At 71.7% G+C, this 14,458-nt stretch carries 13 protein-coding genes, 1 tRNA gene and 2 pseudogenes; 11 read left to right on the forward strand and 5 right to left on the reverse strand.

Going from position 1 to position 14,458, the window contains the following annotated elements:
* Positions 1-294: 294 nt before the first annotated feature.
* From WHI96_RS27850 to WHI96_RS13165, 6 genes and pseudogenes are all read left to right on the forward strand, one after another.
* Positions 295-537, forward strand: a pseudogene (locus WHI96_RS27850) (STAS domain-containing protein); the annotation flags it as partial.
* Between the two features lie 166 nt (positions 538-703).
* On the forward strand, positions 704-1,261 hold the full coding sequence (locus WHI96_RS13145) for a type 1 glutamine amidotransferase domain-containing protein (protein ID WP_345650970.1): 558 nt from the start codon (positions 704-706) through the stop codon (positions 1,259-1,261).
* Positions 1,262-1,306: 45 nt separating this feature from the next.
* A complete protein-coding gene (locus tag WHI96_RS13150) occupies positions 1,307-2,455 on the forward strand; it encodes a glutathione-independent formaldehyde dehydrogenase (RefSeq protein WP_345650880.1) in 1,149 nt (382 codons plus the stop codon).
* 53 nt (positions 2,456-2,508) lie between these two features.
* The gene (locus WHI96_RS13155) at positions 2,509-2,922 is read left to right on the forward strand and encodes a GlcG/HbpS family heme-binding protein (protein ID WP_345650883.1); all 414 of its coding nucleotides are present in this window, start codon (positions 2,509-2,511) and stop codon (positions 2,920-2,922) included.
* 235 nt (positions 2,923-3,157) lie between these two features.
* Positions 3,158-4,414, forward strand: a complete 1,257-nt coding sequence (locus WHI96_RS13160) for an IS256 family transposase (RefSeq protein ID WP_345650886.1) — start codon at positions 3,158-3,160, stop codon at positions 4,412-4,414.
* 60 nt (positions 4,415-4,474) lie between these two features.
* Complete coding sequence (locus tag WHI96_RS13165) at positions 4,475-5,317, forward strand: tyrosine-type recombinase/integrase (protein WP_345650888.1); 843 nt, start codon at positions 4,475-4,477, stop codon at positions 5,315-5,317.
* A gap of 119 nt (positions 5,318-5,436) precedes the next feature.
* On the opposite strand, the gene WHI96_RS13170 is transcribed toward WHI96_RS13165, so the two are convergent.
* Positions 5,437-5,521, reverse strand: a tRNA-Tyr gene (locus WHI96_RS13170).
* Between the two features lie 97 nt (positions 5,522-5,618).
* Here WHI96_RS13170 and WHI96_RS13175 point away from each other — a divergent pair.
* Together WHI96_RS13175 and WHI96_RS27855 are read left to right on the forward strand one after the other, a co-directional pair.
* Positions 5,619-6,110, forward strand: a complete 492-nt coding sequence (locus WHI96_RS13175) for a YajQ family cyclic di-GMP-binding protein (protein ID WP_062397949.1) — start codon at positions 5,619-5,621, stop codon at positions 6,108-6,110.
* A 133-nt stretch (positions 6,111-6,243) separates the two neighbouring features.
* Positions 6,244-6,699 (forward strand): annotated as a pseudogene (locus tag WHI96_RS27855) (TetR/AcrR family transcriptional regulator); the annotation flags it as partial.
* A 43-nt stretch (positions 6,700-6,742) separates the two neighbouring features.
* Here WHI96_RS27855 and WHI96_RS13180 read toward each other — a convergent pair.
* The 4 genes from WHI96_RS13180 to WHI96_RS13195 all read right to left on the reverse strand — a co-directional run bounded on the left by WHI96_RS13180 (position 6,743) and on the right by WHI96_RS13195 (position 10,471).
* Positions 6,743-8,227, reverse strand: coding sequence for an amidase (locus tag WHI96_RS13180; protein ID WP_432422459.1), 1,485 nt, complete (start codon positions 8,225-8,227; stop codon positions 6,743-6,745).
* 22 nt (positions 8,228-8,249) lie between these two features.
* Positions 8,250-9,095: a hypothetical protein gene (locus WHI96_RS13185; protein ID WP_345650891.1), complete on the reverse strand. Its 846-nt coding sequence runs from the start codon at positions 9,093-9,095 to the stop codon at positions 8,250-8,252.
* 111 nt (positions 9,096-9,206) lie between these two features.
* On the reverse strand, positions 9,207-10,067 hold the full coding sequence (htpX, locus tag WHI96_RS13190) for a zinc metalloprotease HtpX (protein ID WP_345650894.1): 861 nt from the start codon (positions 10,065-10,067) through the stop codon (positions 9,207-9,209).
* Positions 10,052-10,471, reverse strand: coding sequence for a hypothetical protein (locus WHI96_RS13195; RefSeq protein WP_345650896.1), 420 nt, complete (start codon positions 10,469-10,471; stop codon positions 10,052-10,054). The genes htpX and WHI96_RS13195 overlap by 16 nt, the downstream gene beginning before the upstream one ends.
* A gap of 37 nt (positions 10,472-10,508) precedes the next feature.
* Here WHI96_RS13195 and WHI96_RS13200 point away from each other — a divergent pair, with 37 nt between their 5' ends.
* From WHI96_RS13200 to WHI96_RS13210, 3 genes are all read left to right on the forward strand, one after another.
* Positions 10,509-11,282 (forward strand): enoyl-CoA hydratase, encoded by a 774-nt coding sequence (locus WHI96_RS13200; protein ID WP_345650898.1) that lies wholly within the window; start codon positions 10,509-10,511, stop codon positions 11,280-11,282.
* A gap of 125 nt (positions 11,283-11,407) precedes the next feature.
* Positions 11,408-13,339, forward strand: coding sequence for a 2-oxoacid:acceptor oxidoreductase subunit alpha (locus WHI96_RS13205; protein ID WP_345650900.1), 1,932 nt, complete (start codon positions 11,408-11,410; stop codon positions 13,337-13,339).
* Entirely contained in the window at positions 13,336-14,406 is a 1,071-nt protein-coding gene (locus WHI96_RS13210; RefSeq protein WP_345650902.1) for a 2-oxoacid:ferredoxin oxidoreductase subunit beta, read from the forward strand. The genes WHI96_RS13205 and WHI96_RS13210 overlap by 4 nt, the downstream gene beginning before the upstream one ends.
* The last annotated feature ends 52 nt before the right edge of the window (positions 14,407-14,458 follow it).

Here is a 14,458-nt window from a genome sequence, read left to right on the forward strand (position 1 = left end):
ACTCGACCTCGGCGACCATGCGCACCGCCCGCTCACGCAACTCCGGCGGATACGGCGGCTGGGAACGACGTGTCATGACTCCATCTCCTCAGAAGATCAAGTCTCCCGACACGCCGGGGCGGTTCAAGGCGATGCGCGATTGGACCGGCGTACTCGATCACGGCGTCTGTTAACCGGGTCGAGGACTTCTCGGACGTCTCATACTGCGGTGCCGTCGTGTTCAAGATCTTGCCCATGTGGACGGGTCGCTGAGCCCACGGGGGCCGTCCGCCCCGCTGCCGGGTCCCGGCGCGCGGTGAGCTGGACCTGGCCACCGCGCCCACTCTGGTCACGCTGCTCGACGGGCTGTGTGAGACAGGGGTCTACTACCTGGTCCTGGACCTGCGCGAGCTGGAGTTCCTGGGCGCGGCCGGGAGCCTCCGGGTCCTTGTGGGCGCCAACCGCCAGTTCCGCGCCTACCCGTGCTGGCTGGTGCTCACCCACTCGGCCGCCACCCCCGGCGGCTGCTGCAGCTCACCGGGCTCGACTCCGCCCTGACCCTTCACCGCCCTACCGCGACCACCCCGACACGGACACCGATCGCCGGTGAATCGGACCATCCGACTCTTGATGAACACCACATGATTTGGCATCCGGCGGACGGGGTAGACGCAATGCGATCCCGTTGAGCCCGGGTCCGCCCGATGATCAAGGGGGAACAGTCATTGCCCACGAACTGCGCGGCCGCACGGTCGCGATCCTGGCCGCGGACGGGGTCGAGCGTGTCGAACTCGATCTGCCCCGCGGCGCCCTCTACGGAGCCGGCGCCACCGTCGAGGTGCTCTCACTGCACACCGGGTCTCTCTGGGCACGGGAGTGGGACAAGGACCCGGCCGGTACGATCACCGTCGACAAGCAGGTCGGCGACGCGTCGGTGAGCGACTACGACGCGCTGCTGCTGCCCGGCGGCACGGTCAACCCCGACCAGCTACGCACCGACCCCACCGCGGTGGAGTTCGTGCGCGCCTTCGTGGGCACCGGCAAGCCGGTCGCCTCGATCTGCCACGGCCCCTGGACCCTCGCCGAGGCCGATGTCATCCGGGGACGACGACTCACCTCGTGGCAGAGCATCCGCACCGACCTGCGCAACGCCGGTGCCGAGGTCGTCGACGAAGAGGTCTGCATCGACGGCCAGCTCATCACCAGCCGGTCACCGTTCGACCTGCCCGCGTTCTGCGCGGCGATCGTCGAACAGTTCGCTGCCGTCCCGGCCACGGCCTGACCAGTACCGACCGCCAAGGAACCGAACCAGGAAAGGAACGTGCTCATGAAGGCACTCGTCTATCACGGTCCCCGCCAGGTCAGCGTCGACGAGGTCCCCGACGCCCGGATCGAGAAGCCCACCGACGTCCTGGTGAAGATCACCTCGACCAACATCTGCGGGTCGGACCTGCACATGTACGAAGGACGCACCGACTTCGAGCAGGGCCGCATCTTCGGCCACGAGAACCTCGGCGAGGTCATCGAGGTCGGCGGCGGCGTCGACAAGATCCGGGTCGGGGACATGGTGTCCGTCCCGTTCAACGTCAGCTGCGGGCACTGCAACAACTGCGAACATGGACTGACCAACTACTGCCTGACCGCCAACGAACCCGGTGTAGCAGGTGGCGCCTACGGGTTCGCCGACATGGGCGGCTGGGCCGGCGGGCAGGCCGAGTACCTGCGCGTCCCGTGGGGCGATTTCCAGTGCCTGCGCCTGCCCGAGGACGCCAAGGGCAAGCAGAACGACTACACGATGCTCTCCGACATCCTGCCCACCGGCTGGCACGCAGTGGAGATGTCCGGGCTGACTCCGGGCGAGACCATCGTGATCTACGGCGGCGGTCCGGTCGGTCTGATGGCCGCCCTGTCAGCGACGGTGAAGGGCGCGGCGAAGGTGATGGTCGTCGACCGCCACCCCGACCGGCTCAAGCTGGCCGAACAGATCGGCGCGATCCCGATCGACGACTCGAAGGGCTCCCCGGTCGACCAGGTCATGGAGCAGACAGGCGGCCGCGGCGCCGACCGCGGCGCCGAGTGCGTCGGCTACCAGGCCCACGACCCCCAGGGCAACGAGGACAACGCGCTGACCCTCAACAACCTGGTCGCCTCGGTGAAGTTCACCGGCGGCATCGGCACCGTCGGCGTGTTCATCCCCCAAGACCCCGGTGCCCCCGACGAGCTCGCCCAACAGGGCAAGGCCCGCTTCGACTTCGGCACCTTCTGGTTCAAGGGCCAGCAGATGGGCTGCGGACAGGCACCGGTCAAGCGCTACAACCGCCACCTGCGCAACCTCATCGCCGAAGACAAGATCACCCCGTCCTGGATCGTGTCCCACAACCTGACCCTCGACCAGGCACCGGAGGCCTACCAGCACTTCGACGCCCGTGACGAGGGCTGGACCAAGGTCGTCCTCAACCCCACCCAGCCCAGCTGAATCAACCCGATCTGACCGCCTAACCCGGCGACCAGACCACGAAAGAGGCGACGATGAGACAGATCGAGACAGTGACCCTCGACGATGCCCGCAGGGTCATCGCCGCGGGCGAGCAGAAGGCCCGCGAGATCGGGTCTCCGAGCAACGTGGCCGTGGTCGACGCGGGCGGGAACCTGGTCGCACACATCCGGATGGACGACGCCTGGATGGGCAGCATCGACATCTCGATCAACAAGGCCTTCACCGCGCGGGCCTTCGACACCTCGACCGGTGACCTCGCGAAGAACTCCCAGCCCGGCGAGCAGTTCTACGGCATCAGCGACTCCAACCACGGCCGCGTGATGATCTTCGCTGGAGGTCTGCCACTGCGCGGGAGCAACGGCAATGTCGTCGGCGGTGTCGGAGTCTCCGGAGGCACCGGCGAGCAGGACCAGGTCGTCGTCGAGGCGGCCATGGCCGCGTTCTAACCCGGAGCCCGCCGACCGTCCCGAACGCGCGTCAGGAGTGCCGATGACTCATCCCCCGAGGTTCTGCGCGGCAGGCGGTTGGATGCCCACCACCACCTGTGGAGCGCCGCGCGCGCGGAGTGGCGTCCACCAAGGTGGTGTGCGACCGGCTCGGTGACGGGCGAGGCATCGTGTAGGGCGGCCACCGCGTGATCTTCTGAACGCCTCTCACAGCCAACAGGAGATGGATCACGCGATGACCGCGCCCTCCAGTATCGACCCCACCGAGTTCCTGCACGAGCAGCTGTCCCAGGCGAGTCCCGACCTGCTGCGCCAGATGGTGACCACGTTCATCAACACCCTCATGTCCGCCGATGCCGACTCGGTGTGCGGAGCCGCCTGGGGCCAGCGCTCCGAGCAGCGGACGAACACCCGCAACGGCTACCGCCACCGCGACTTCGACACCCGCGCCGGCACCATCGACGTGGCAATCCCGAAGCTGCGCAACGGCTCCTACTTCCCCGACTGGTTACTGGAACGCCGCCGCCGCGCCGAGCGAGCGCTCACGACGGTGGTCGCGACCTGCTACCTGCTCGGGGTCTCGACCCGGCGCATGGAGAAGCTCGTCGAGTCCCTGGGCATCACCCGGCTGTCGAAGTCCCAGGTCTCGATCATGGCCGCCGACCTCGACGACCAGGTCGAGCAGTTCCGGACCCGCCCGCTCGACCAGGGCCCCTACACCTTCGTCGCCGCTGACGCCCTGGTCGTGAAGGTGCGCGAGGACGGGCGGGTGGTCAACCTCCACGCCCTGCTCGCCACCGGGGTCAACGGTGACGGGCACCGGGAGATCCTCGGCCTGCAGGTCACCTCCGCCGAGGACGGCGCCGGCTGGCTGGGGTTCTTCCGCGACCTGACCGCCCGCGGTATGTCCGGGGTCAAGCTCGTCACCAGCGACGCCCACCAGGGCCTTGTCGCCGCGATCGGGGCGACGTTGCCCGGCGCGGCCTGGCAGCGCTGCAGGACCCACTACGCGGCGAACCTGATGGCCGCGACCCCGAAGTCCTCCTGGCCGTGGGTGCGGGCGCTGCTGCACTCGGTCTACGACCAGCCCGACGCCGCGAGCGTCCACGCACAGTTCGACCGGGTCCTCGACGCACTCTGCGAGAAGCTGCCGAAGGTCTCCGAGCACCTCGACACCGCGCGTGCCGACGTCCTGGCCTTCACCAGCTTCCCGAAGGGGGTCTGGCGCCAGATCTGGTCGAACAACCCCAGCGAGCGACTCAACCGCGAGATCCGTCGCCGCACCGACGTGGTCGGGATCTTCCCCGACCGCGACTCCCTGATCCGCCTGGTCGGCGCCGTTCTGGCCGAACAGCACGACGAATGGGCCGAAGGACGCCGCTACCTCGGCCTCGACGTCCTGGCCCGCGCCCGCGTCACACCCGTCCCCGACACCCCGACCGGCACCGAGGAGGTGACCCCCACCCACACGATCCCGGCGCTCCGCGCCTGACAGAACAGAAGATCACGCGGCAGCCGTCACACACCACACCAGCGGACTTGACCGCGGCCGGTGCTCGACACCCTGGCCCTGCGCCTCGACGGGAGGCCGGCCGCGCCGTCCACGGTCAGCCGGAAGCGCGCGATCCTCTTCAACGCTGTCGAGTACGCGGTGGAACGCGGACACCTCGCGGGGAACCCTCTGACCTCGATGAAGTGGCGGGCACCAAAGCTGGCTGAGGCGGTGGACCCACGCGTTGTGATCAACCACGGCCAAGCCCGTGCGCTGTTCTCAGCCGTTCGGCAACTGGGCTCCGGCCCGCCGCTCGTCGCGTTCTTCGCTGTAATGTACTACGCCGCATTGCGCCCCGGGGAGGCCGTGGATCTCCGGAAGGATGCCCTCGCGCTGCCCGAGTCGGGATGGGGCGAGCTATACCTGAGCACCTCGGCTCCGGCTGCCGGCCGGTCGTGGAGTGAGTCCGGGAACCGCCGCGAACCGCGCCAGCTCAAGCATCGCAGCGTGGACGAGGTGCGCGTCGTCCCCAGCCCCCCGGAGTTGACGACCATCCTGCGTGATCACCTCGTCGAACATGGGACCACATCGGATGGTCGACTGTTTCGCGGTGCCCGCGGTGGAGCGCTCTCCGAGAGCCATTACGGCCGCCTGTGGGCCGCTGCTCGATTCGCCGCGCTCACTTTCGACGAGGCCGCGTCGCCGCTCGCGCGCCGGCCCTACGACCTCCGGCACGCCGCCGTGTCGACCTGGCTCAATGGCGGCGTCCCCGCCACGCAGGTCGCCCAATGGGCCGGCCACAGCGTCAACGTCCTACTTCGGGTCTACGCCAAGTGCATCGCCGGCCAGGACGACGCGCTCCGCCGCCGGGTCGAGCGGGCACTCCGCGACGGTCGTTCATGATCGCGTCCGTGATGCGTCCGTGAACACCCGTAGAGACCGGCGCGGAGCCGAACACAGCTGGACAACGAGAAAGGCCCCCGGTCCCAGCGTTTCCGCTGGTCGGGGACCCTTCTCTACCCTGGTGGCTGGTCCAGGATTCGAACCTGGGAAGGCTACGCCGACGGATTTACAGTCCGCTCCCTTTGGCCGCTCGGGCAACCAGCCGGGGTGCACGTCGCTCTCGCTGAGTGCGTGAACGAGGATACGACACGACCGACGGCCCCCGACGAGGGGGCCCCGACCGACCCCGAGGGAGTGACCGATGGCCGACCCGTCGTTCGACGTCGTGAGCAAGGTGGAGCGCCAGGAGGTGGACAACGCCCTGAACCAGGCCGCCAAGGAGCTGTCGCAGCGCTTCGACTTCCGCGGCACCAACACGACGGTCGCATGGGCCGGTGAGGAGGCCGTGACCTTCGAGTCCGACACCGAGGAGCGGCTGCTCGCCGGGATCGAGGTGTTCAAGGAGAAGCTGATCAAGCGCTCGATCAGCCTGAAGGCTCTCGAGGTGGACGAGCCCCAGCTGTCGGGCAAGGCCTACAAGGCCGGCGGCAAGATCCTGCAGGGCATCGCGCAGGACAAGGCCAAGGAGATCAGCAAGGCCATCCGCGACGAGAAGCTCAAGGGCGTCCAGGCCCAGATCCAGGGCGACCAGCTGCGCGTCTCGGGCAAGAAGAAGGACGACCTGCAGGCCGTCATCGCGCTGCTCAAGTCCAAGGACTTCGGCATCGCGCTGCAGTTCACCAACTACCGGTAGCCGGGCCGGCCCCGGCACGGCCGGACACCTCCCGCCCGCCACGCCACACGCCCACGATCGACAGGCTGTCGCCGATCGTGGCGGTCGGGTCGCGGGCGGGCGGGCCGGCTCCCGGCCGGACGCACACCCCTCGATGCGTCCCGCCGCAGCCTCCCGGGCACACCGGCCCCGGACGGTGACGCGGGCCGGCGTCGCCGTCGGGTCGCTGTACCAGTACTTCCCGGACAAGCAGGCCCTGCTCGACGAGCTGGTCGCCCGGCACGTCCGGGAGGCCCGGTCCACTCTGGACGCGATCTGCGCCGAGCTGCGGGCGGACCCGCCGGAGCCGCGCACCGCGCTGCTGCGCATCGCCGACACCGCGGTGGCCCTGCACGCCGACCACCCGCGTCTGCACGCGCTGTTCGCCGCGTTCGCGACCCGCACCCCGCACGGCGTCGCGGCCGTCGAGGCGCTGCGGGAGGACTGCGTCCGGGAGGTCGCGTTCCACCTGTCACGGCGGCCCGGCACGGCGGACCCGGACGGGCTCGCGCGCACCCTGGTGCACGCCGTCGACGGTCTGCTGCACCACGCGCCGGCCGTGGCCGGAGTGCAGCGGGAGCGGGTGTGCGGGAACTCGCGCGGCTCGTCGACCCCTAGACCGCGGGCCGCAGGTGCGCCCACGGCCGCGCCCGCTCCAGCTGCGCCGCCAGGGCGAGCAGCAACGGCTCGGACCCCGGCCGCCCGACGAACTGCACGCCCAGCGGCAGCCCGGTCGCCGTCCGGTACAGCGGCACCGACGACGCGGGCCGCCCGGTCAGGTTCGCCAGCTGGGTGTAGGGCACCGGGGCGAAGTTGGCGTCGACCAGGCTCTCGACCAGACCGAGCCGTCCGAACAGGCCGGACGCGCCGGCCCGCAGCAGCGCCTGCGCGCCGATCCGGGCCGGGGCGGGCAAGGCCAGCTCCCCGATCGGCCACGGCGGACGCGCCAGGGTGGGGGTGAGGAGCAGGTCGTAGCGCTCGTGGAACGCGGCCAGCGCGCGGGTGTGGTCCTGGCGGCGGGCGAGCGCGGCGAGGTGGTCCGGCGCGGGGGTGGCGCGGCCGATCGCGGCCATCACCCGGGTCTCGGTCTCGAAGGCGTCGTCGCCGCACCCGGTCAGCGCCCGCGCCGAGGCCACCTGGGCCGAGATCGTGGAGAACCAGGTGGTGAGGAAGTCGGTGGCCAGCGCCCGGCCGTCGAGGGCGGGGGCGGACTCCTCCACGACGTGCCCGAGCGAGGTCAGCAGCTCGGCGGCGTCGGTGGCCGCGGCGACCGCCTCGGGGTCGACGTCGGTGCCCAGCGGCGACGCGGTGGCCAGCCCGATCCGCAACGGCGCCCGGTCGTCCCGGACGGCGTCGGCGTAGGGGCGCTCCGGCGGGCGCACGACGTAGGGGCCCTCCGGTTCCGGCCCGGCCGTCACGTCGAGCAGGACGGCCGAGTCCCGCACGGTCCGCGACAGCACTCCCTGCACCGCCGCGCCGTGGAACCCCTCGGCGACGTCCGGCCCGGACGGCGTCACGCCGCGGCCGGGCTTGAGGCCGAACAGCCCGCAGGCGGCGGCCGGGATGCGGATGGAGCCGCCGCCGTCGCTCGCGCCGGCCGCGGGGACGATCCCGGCGGCGACGGCCGCGGCGGACCCGCCGGAGCTGCCGCCGGGGGTGCGGCCGGGGTCCCACGGGTTGCGGGTCGGGCCGCCGAGCGCGGGCTCGGTGACGGCGCGCGCACCGAACTCGGGGGTGGCGGTCCGTCCGAACACGACGAGACCGGCCTCGGTCCAGCGCCGGACCACCGTCGACGTCTCGGGGCGTGGGTGGTCGGCGAGCGGTCGGGAGCCGGACGCCGTCGGGACCCCGGCGATGTGCTGGGCGAGGTCCTTCACCAGGAACGGGACGCCCGCGAACGGGCCGGTCAGCGGGCCGCGTGCGCGGGAGCGGGCGGCGTCGTCGAGCCGCAGCCGGATGGAGCTGAGGCCCGGCTCGACGGCGTCGGCGCGGGCGATGGCGGCCTCCAGCAGGTCCGCTGCGCTCACCTCACCCGCGGCGACGAGTGCGGCCAGCCCGACGGCGTCGTGGCTGCGGTAGTCGTCCCAGGAGATCCCCACGGCGGGGATACAAGCAGATCGGTCAGGGGGTGGACACCGGGGCGGGCGCCGGCGCCGGCGACGCGTCCGACGTACCGGTGACCCCCGTGACGACACCGAGGGCCAGGACGACCGCGGCCGCCGCACCCAGGACGGCGGGCAGCACCGGTCGGGTGCGGGCCGGGAAGTCGGGCAGCCGGAAGCCACCGGAGGTCCGGGTACCGCCGCCCTCGGGCAACGGCGCCGCGCGGAACGGCCCGGGGAGCCGCTGGACGGCCGGGGCCTGTGCCGCGGGCCCCGACGGGAACCCCGCGGGCGGACGCTGCGCCATCGGGTGCCGTGCGGCGAGGGGGTGCCGGGCCGCCGGCGGATGCGGTGCCTCCGTCGAACCGGACGGGTGTCGCGGGGCCGCCGCGGCGTACTGCCCGGGGACGTAGGCGCCCGGGGCCTGCCGGGTCGGGTCGCCGACGGGCCGCTGCCGGCCGGGACCGGCCGCGTCGCGGGGACGCGGGAGGACGGGCAGCGCGGTGGTGGGCGCGTCGTCGGCGGACCCGCCGTCGGGCGCCGGGTCCGGCGCGGCCGCGTGGGGGGCCCGGGGCTCCGGCGTCTCTGGCTCCGCGTCCGGGGTGGGCGCGTCCGGCGCGTCCGTGTCGGAGGGGGCCGGGACGTCCGCATCGGCGGCGGTCGGCGCGACCGGGGCGTCGGCGTCCGAGGACGTCCGGGCCGCCGGCAGCGCGACCTGCTCCCCCGGGCCGGTCCCGGTGACCACGTCGTCCCCCGGGCGCGCCGGTGACGGCACCTCGACCGGGCCGCCCTGGAGCGGCACCGACGGCGTCCCACCGGTGTCGGTGAGCGCGTGGCGGGGCTTCTGGGACGGGGTCTCGCTCATGGGTCCTCTTCCGCAGGGGGAGCTCTGCTCTGGGAGGTCCATCGCTCGCGGCACCCCGAACCGTTACGGAACAGCGACCCGGGGACACGCAACCACCCCCGGAACGGTCAGTCAGCGGCGGGCCATCTGCTGGAGCCGGGCGATCCGGTCCTCGATCGGCGGGTGGGTGGAGAACCACCTCGCCATCTTCTCGCCGGGCCGGAACGGGTTGGCGATCATGAGGTGCGACTGCGCGGTGAGCCGCGGGTCCGGGGGCAGCGGGGCGGCCGCGGTGCCGTACTCGAGCTTGTGCAGCGCCGAGGCCAGCCCCAGCGGGTCGCCGGTGAGCTCGGCGCCCGACGCGTCGGCCTGGTACTCGCGGGACCGGCTGACGGCCATCTGCACGACGCCGGCCGCGATCGGGCCCAGCATCGCGACCAGGATGATCGCGATCGGGTTCGGGCGGTCCTCGTCGCCGCCGCCGAAGATCGAGGCGAACATCGCGAAGTTGGCGAGGAACGACACCGCCGAGGCGAGCGCGCCGGCGATCGAGGAGATCAGGATGTCGCGGTTGTAGACATGGCTGAGCTCGTGGCCGATGACGGCGCGCAGCTCGCGCTCGTCGAGAAGGTGCAGCAGACCGGTGGTCACGCAGACCGCGGCGTGCCGCGGGTTGCGGCCGGTGGCGAACGCGTTCGGCGCGTCGGTCGGGCTGATGTGCAGCGACGGCATGGGCTGGCGGGCCCGCTGGCTGAGCTCGCGGACGATCCGGAACAGCTGCGGGTACTCGGCCTCGGTGATCGGCTGGGCGTGCATCGACCGCAGCGCCGTCCTCGCCGAGTTGAAATAGGCCCACCCGTTCACCGCGAACGCGATGACGAGCGCGATGACCAGTCCGCCGCGCCCGCCCAGGACCCCGCCGATCGCGAGGATCAGGGCACTCATCGCGCCGAGGAGGACGGCCGTCTTCAGACCGTTCATGTGGCTGTGCACGCCGGGGTCACCTCTCCGTGCGGTCCTGCGGGGGTCACCCTGGTCAACGGACGAACCGGGCAGCGCGTTCCCGGGTGTGACCCGGGCCCGGCCGTGGCTCGACGCGCGCGCCGCTCCCGGGACCGGGTGCCCTCGGGGGCCCACCGGCGGAAGTGGTCGAGGGTGGCGCCCAGGACGAGCGCCGTCGCCGACCCCGCGACGGTGCCGTCCGGGGCGTCGAGCCTGCCCGCACCGCGGACCCGCAGCTCGCGCCCCGCGACGGACTCGATCACCGCGTCGAGGTGCGGCGTCGTGCCGAGCGGAACGGACGCCCGGTAGCGGGTGGTCCGCTCCGCGGTCACGCGGTAGCCGTCGAGACGGTGCTGCAGCGCACCGGACCGCTCGGTCGCCTGTACAGCCGTCATGTGCGGGAGGCTGACCCGTCGTGGAAGAGTCGGGCCCATGAGCGACGGCGATGTCACGGCAGAGGTCCGCACCGAGGTCACCGACGGTGTCGCGGTGCTCACCGTGTCGAACCCGGCGCGGCGCAACGCGCTGAACCTGGACCTCTCGCAGAGGCTCGTCGCCGCCGTCGAGGCCGCGAACGCCGACGACGCGGTCGGCGCGATCGTCGTCACCGGGCAGGCACCCGCGTTCTGCGCGGGCGGTGACCTCGCGGAGCTGCAGGAGGCCGACCCGGCGACGCTCAAGCGCGTCTACTCCGGCTTCCTCGCCATCGCCTCGTCCCCGCTGCCGACCCTGGCCGCGGTCAACGGCGCCGCGGTCGGCGCCGGGATCAACCTGGCCCTGGCCTGCGACGTCCGGCTGGCCGGCCCGACCGCCGAGTTCGACGTCCGCTTCATGCAGCTGGGCCTGCACCCCGGCGGCGGCTACACGTGGATGGCCCAGCGCGCCCTCGGCGCCCAGGGCACCGCAGCGATGACCCTGTTCGGCGACGTCCTCGACGCCCGGGAGGCCGAGCGCGTCGGCCTGGCCTGGCGCGCCTACGACAGTGACGAGGACCTGATGGCCGGCGCCCGCGAGCTCGCGGGCCGGGCCGCCGCCGCACCGCGGGACCTGATCGTCACCACCAAGGCGACGATGCGGATCACCTCCCGGCTCGACGCGCACGCCGACGCCACCGACATCGAGGTGCGCGCGCAGGCCGAGACGGTGCACTCCGAGGCGTTCGCGGAGCGCGTCGCGGCGCTGCAGAAGAAGATCAGCAAGAAGTGATCCGCACCACGAACGTAACCTGGGTTATGTGACGTGATCCCGGGTCTCCGGACAGGGGGACGAACCGGGAGTTAGCCTCGATGTATCGAGGGACAATTCGACGCCGAACTGGGGACCATCAGCCCATGACGACCAGCGACACTCCCGTCGAGGCACGCGACTCCGAGGTCGTGCAGCGCGACCGGGTGGTCATCCGGTTCGCCGGCGACTCCGGTGACGGTATGCAGCTGACGGGTGACCGTTTCACCTCCGAGACCGCGAACTTCGGCAACGACCTGTCGACGCTGCCGAACTTCCCCGCTGAGATCCGGGCTCCTGCCGGGACGCTGCCGGGGGTGTCGTCGTTCCAGCTGCATTTCGCGAACTACGACATCCTGACCCCGGGGGACCGTCCGGATGTGCTGGTCGCGATGAACCCGGCGGCGTTGAAGGCGAACATCGGTGATCTGCCCCAGGGTGGGGTGTTGATCGTGAACACCGACGAGTTCACCAAGCGGAACCTGACCAAGGTCGGCTACGCGGCGAACCCTCTGGAGGACGGCTCCCTGGAACCCTATGCGGTGCACGGGGTCGCGATGGCGACCCTGACCCGTGGGGCTCTGGAGGAGACGGGGCTGTCGAAGAAGGACGCCGAGCGGGCGAAGAACATGTTCGCCCTCGGTCTGCTGTCGTGGATGTACCACCGCCCGTCGGAGTCGACCGAGCGGTTCCTGCGGGAGAAGTTCGCCAAGAAGCCCGACATCGCCGAGGCCAACATCCTGGCCTTCCGCGCGGGCCACGCCTACGGGGAGACGACCGAGGCGTTCGCGGTGACCTACGAGGTCGCCCCGGCCCGCCTCGCGCCGGGGACCTACCGGCAGATCACCGGGAACGTCGCCCTGGCCTACGGGCTGATCGCCGCGGGGCGCACGACCAGCCTGCCGGTGTTCCTGGGTACCTACCCGATCACGCCGGCCTCGGACATCCTCCACGAGCTGTCCAAGCACAAGGCCTTCGGCGTGACCACGTTCCAGGCCGAGGACGAGATCTCCGGTGTCGGCGCCGCCCTCGGGGCGGCGTTCGGTGGGGCACTGGGTGTCACCACGACGTCGGGGCCGGGGATCGCGCTCAAGGCCGAGACCGTCGGCCTGGCCGTGGCGTTGGAGCTGCCGCTGCTGGTCATCGACGTCCAGCGCGGTGGGCCGTCGACGGGGCTGCCGACCAAGACCGAGCAGGCCGACCTGCTCCAGGCCCTGCACGGGCGTAACGGCGAAGCGCCGCTACCGGTGATCGCCCCCTGCACCCCGGGGGACTGCTTCATCGCCGCGGTGGAGGCCGCCGCGATCGCGGTGAAGTACCGCACCCCGGTGATGCTGCTGTCGGACGGGGCGCTGGCCAACGGCTCCGAGCCGTGGAAGATCCCCGACGTCGAGTCGTTGCCGACGGTGGACCCGGGGTTCGCGACCGAGCCCAACGCCCCCGACGGGTCCGGGGAGTTCTGGCCCTACCTGCGCGACCCCGAGACCCTGGCCCGCCCGTGGGCCATCCCGGGCACCGCGGGGCTCGAGCACCGCGTGGGCGGGCTGGAGAAGGCCGACGGACGCGGCTCGATCTCCTACGACCCGGACAACCACGACCGCATGGTCCGGCTGCGCCAGGCCAAGATCGACGGCATCACCGTCCCCGACCTCGTCGTGGACGACCCCGACGGCGACGCCGGCTTCCTCGTCATCGGCTGGGGCTCGACCTACGGGCCGATCAACGCCGCCGCGCGGCGCGTGCGCAAGCTGGGCCACTCGGTCGCCACGGTGCACCTGCGCAACCTCAACCCGATGCCGGGCAACCTCGGCGAGATCCTGGGCGGCTACCGGACGGTGCTCTGCCCCGAGATGAACCTCGGCCAGCTCGCCATGCTGCTGCGCGCCGAGCACCTGGTCGACGTCAAGAGCTACACCAAGGTCGCCGGGCTCCCGTTCGGCGCCGAGGAGCTCCAGGACGTGTTCCTGGACTACCTCACCGGCAAGCACCCGGAGTCGGCGGCCGACATCGCCAACGAGACCACTGGAGCGCAGGCATGACCGCCACCGACCTGGGCCTGCCGTCCATCGGCGGGCTCGACGGCGTCCCGACGACGGACGCGAAGCAGACCGCGAAGGATTACACCTCCGACCAGGAGGTCCGCTGGTGCCCCGGCTGCGGTGACTACGCCGTCCTCGCCGCCGTCCGCCAGTTCCTTCCCACCCTGGGGATCAAGCGCGAGAACACCGTCTTCGTCTCCGGCATCGGTTGCAGCTCGCGGTTCCCGTACTACCTCAACACCTACGGGATGCACTCCATCCACGGCCGCGCTCCCACCATCGCCACCGGCCTCGCCACCTCCCGCGAGGACCTCAGCGTCTGGGTCGTCACCGGCGACGGCGACGCCCTGTCCATCGGTGGCAACCACCTGATCCACGCGCTGCGCCGCAACGTCAACATCAAGATCCTGCTGTTCAACAACCGCATCTACGGGTTGACCAAGGGCCAGTACTCCCCGACCTCCGAGGTCGGGAAGGTCACCAAGTCCACCCCCATGGGATCACTGGACCACCCGTTCAACCCGATCTCGCTGGCCCTGGGCGCCGAGGCGAGCTTCGTCGGCCGCGCCCTGGACTCCGACCGCAAGAGCCTCACCGCGGTCCTCCAGGCCGCCGCCGAGCACCGCGGCTCCGCGCTGGTCGAGATCTTCCAGGACTGCCCCATCTTCAACGACGGCAGCTTCGACGTCCTGCGCAAGGGCGACACCGAGAACCGCCTCATCCCCGTCGTCCACGGCGAGCCGATCACCTTCGGCGCCCCCGGCGAGGACGGTCGCGGCTCGCACGCCGTCGTCCAGGACGGGTTCAGGCTCAGGGTCGTCGAGACCGCGTCGGTCGACGCGGCGCGGATCGTGGTCCACGACCAGGCCGACCACGAACTCGCCTTCGCCCTGTCCCGGCTGTCGGACCAGGACCTCACCCACACCGTCACCGGGGTCTTCCGCAGCACCGACCGCCCCACCTACGACGACGCCGCCCGCGCCCAGGTCCAGGCGGCCCGCGACGCCGAGCCCGACGCGGACCTGCAGGCCCTGCTCAACGGCCGCGACACCTGGACCATCGTCTAGACCCGGCCCGCGACGGACGACGGCCCCGGTACTCCTCGGAGTAGCGGGGCCG

This window comes from Pseudonocardia tropica (genome assembly GCF_040105315.1).
GTDB classification, from domain to species: domain Bacteria; phylum Actinomycetota; class Actinomycetes; order Mycobacteriales; family Pseudonocardiaceae; genus Pseudonocardia; species Pseudonocardia alni.

What these genes read in the sequence shown, in the direction of transcription:
- WHI96_RS13195 (WP_345650896.1), bottom strand. Translation starts at nt 10,471, where the DNA reads ATGACGGCTGTACAGGCGACCGAGCGGTCCGGTGCGCTGCAGCACCGT.
- WHI96_RS13185 (WP_345650891.1), bottom strand. Translation starts at nt 9,095, where the DNA reads ATGAGCGAGACCCCGTCCCAGAAGCCCCGCCACGCGCTCACCGACACC.
- WHI96_RS13150 (WP_345650880.1), top strand. Translation starts at nt 1,307, where the DNA reads ATGAAGGCACTCGTCTATCACGGTCCCCGCCAGGTCAGCGTCGACGAG.
- WHI96_RS13210 (WP_345650902.1), top strand. Translation starts at nt 13,336, where the DNA reads ATGACCGCCACCGACCTGGGCCTGCCGTCCATCGGCGGGCTCGACGGC.
- WHI96_RS13175 (WP_062397949.1), top strand. Translation starts at nt 5,619, where the DNA reads ATGGCCGACCCGTCGTTCGACGTCGTGAGCAAGGTGGAGCGCCAGGAG.
- WHI96_RS13200 (WP_345650898.1), top strand. Translation starts at nt 10,509, where the DNA reads ATGAGCGACGGCGATGTCACGGCAGAGGTCCGCACCGAGGTCACCGAC.
- WHI96_RS13160 (WP_345650886.1), top strand. Translation starts at nt 3,158, where the DNA reads ATGACCGCGCCCTCCAGTATCGACCCCACCGAGTTCCTGCACGAGCAG.
- WHI96_RS13205 (WP_345650900.1), top strand. Translation starts at nt 11,408, where the DNA reads ATGACGACCAGCGACACTCCCGTCGAGGCACGCGACTCCGAGGTCGTG.
- WHI96_RS13155 (WP_345650883.1), top strand. Translation starts at nt 2,509, where the DNA reads ATGAGACAGATCGAGACAGTGACCCTCGACGATGCCCGCAGGGTCATC.